We start from the raw sequence: 1834 nt of genomic DNA on the forward strand, positions 1-1834 counted from the left end.
TTTTGCTATCTTTCATTATTTCTTCTATCCTTTAACACCTTCACATAGTTTACCAGCATCAAGGAAATTATGTAAAAAGCTTTCTAAATCAGCTTTTTGCAGTTCAGCGTTAGCCAGAATTAACCGAATCATAACCAGACCTTGATAATGAGCATAGTTGACAAAAGCTGTTCCAGAATGAAATAATCGGTTGCGTATGTCTAGATTCAGCTGGTCTAACCCAGTAGAGTCAAGCTGTTCATCTTTGGGGATATAACGGAAACAAATATTCAAAAATTGTGGTTCAGCGATTAATTCTAAATTATCGCAACTGCGGATATACTCGGTGGCGTAATTAGCTAGGTCAAATAAATGATTGACCAGCTGCTCATAACCTTTTTTGCCATAGTATTTCCAACACAGCCATAATTTTAGTGCATCTACTCTCCGACCACATTGTAACGACTTAGTCCCTAAATTATAGAAATTATTTTCATCATCATGGAATAGATAATCGGTACCTCCCCCAGAGCAAGCTTCTGACAATAGTCCTTTTTCTTTCACTAAAATAGCGGAACAAATTAAAGGAACTCCCATTAACTTATGACCATCCCAAGTAAACGAATCAACTAACTCACTTCCTGCTAACAAATGCTGGTGTTTTTCACTAAATAAAACCGGTCCACCCCAAGCCGCATCCACATGCAGCCACAAGCCATATTTCCTAGTAATTTCGGCAAGGGTCGGTAACGGATCAAAAGCGCCTAAAACAGTTGTACCGGCAGTTGCCCCCACAAAGAAGGGTGTTTTTTCTTCTGATAAGCTCTGTTGAATGGCAGCTTCTAGTGCTTCGGGAATCATTTTGCCATCCACATCAGACTTAACCTTGACTAAATTTTTGATGCCAATCCCCAACAAATTCGCAGCTTTTAAATAGGAATAATGAGCTTGATCGGAAACAAAAGCGACTAACTGATGATTCCCCAATCCCTGCAATTTAGCGTCCGGTAAAACGTGATGTCGTCCACAAAGCATTCCGATCAGATTAGCATTACTTCCTCCAGTTACCATCAACCCTTCACCTGGATTAAACCCCACTAAACTGGTCAATTTTTTAATCAATTCTATTTCCATCAGGGTGGCTACTGGGGCGACATCATAGGTGTGCATAGTAGTATTGGTGGCACTGGTCACCATGTCTGCTATAATTCCCGGAATACTAGACCCACTAAAAAGTAGATTAAAAAATTGAGTGCTACCGGTTCTAACGCTATAGTTCAGGTAAGATTCTACTATAGGAATTAACGCTTCTAACGCCACTCCCTCATCGGGTAAGGTTAAATCGAGTTTTTCCTTAAGATCATTAGCGGTTTGATAATTAACGACTTTGGTATCGGGTTCCAAGTTACAGTCTAAATAGTTGAGAATTATGGTAAAGGCTTTAGTGAGGGTTGTTTCTGTATGCTTCATAGGGAGTCGGGAGTCGGGAGTCGGGAGTAGGGAGTCGGGAGTCGGGTTTGGTAAAATTGACTCTATAATATTACCATAAAAAAACGCTATTATTGGATATAATATCGACAGCTGTACTAGTTTTTTTTATAATACAAATAAGCGGCAATTATATCAATAATAACCGGTTTTTTATATTAAATCAACCAGATAAAAATTTTAATTATTCTATCGGTAGTAAGGAAAGTATAGTTGAGGACATAGTATTTTGGTTTATATGATGTCAGGATAATTACCCTTAATAAAAATCCCCCCCATCTCCCCATCTCCCCATCTCCCCATCTCCCCATCTCCCCATCTCCCCATCTCCCCATCTCCCCATCTCCCCCTCTCCCCATCCCCCCAA

At 39.8% G+C, this 1834-nt stretch carries 2 protein-coding genes; both read right to left on the reverse strand.

The features are described 5' to 3' along the window. Positions 1-24 precede the first annotated feature (24 nt). Positions 25-1449 carry an aspartate aminotransferase family protein gene (locus F6J99_RS44730; RefSeq protein ID WP_293123811.1) on the reverse strand — a complete coding sequence of 475 codons (1425 nt, stop codon included), beginning with the start codon at positions 1447-1449 and terminating at the stop codon, positions 25-27. A gap of 176 nt (positions 1450-1625) precedes the next feature. Then, positions 1626-1802, reverse strand: coding sequence for a hypothetical protein (locus tag F6J99_RS44735; protein ID WP_293123814.1), 177 nt, complete (start codon positions 1800-1802; stop codon positions 1626-1628). Between the last annotated feature and the right edge of the window lie 32 nt (positions 1803-1834).

This window comes from Moorena sp. SIO4G3, from assembly GCF_010692305.1.
GTDB classification, from domain to species: Bacteria; Cyanobacteriota; Cyanobacteriia; order Cyanobacteriales; family Coleofasciculaceae; genus Moorena; species Moorena producens_A.

Excerpts from the sequence above, each read along its gene's own strand:
- F6J99_RS44730 (WP_293123811.1), bottom strand. The coding sequence starts at position 1,449 with ATGAAGCATACAGAAACAACCCTCACTAAAGCCTTTACCATAATTCTC.
- F6J99_RS44735 (WP_293123814.1), bottom strand. The coding sequence starts at position 1,802 with ATGGGGAGATGGGGAGATGGGGAGATGGGGAGATGGGGAGATGGGGAG.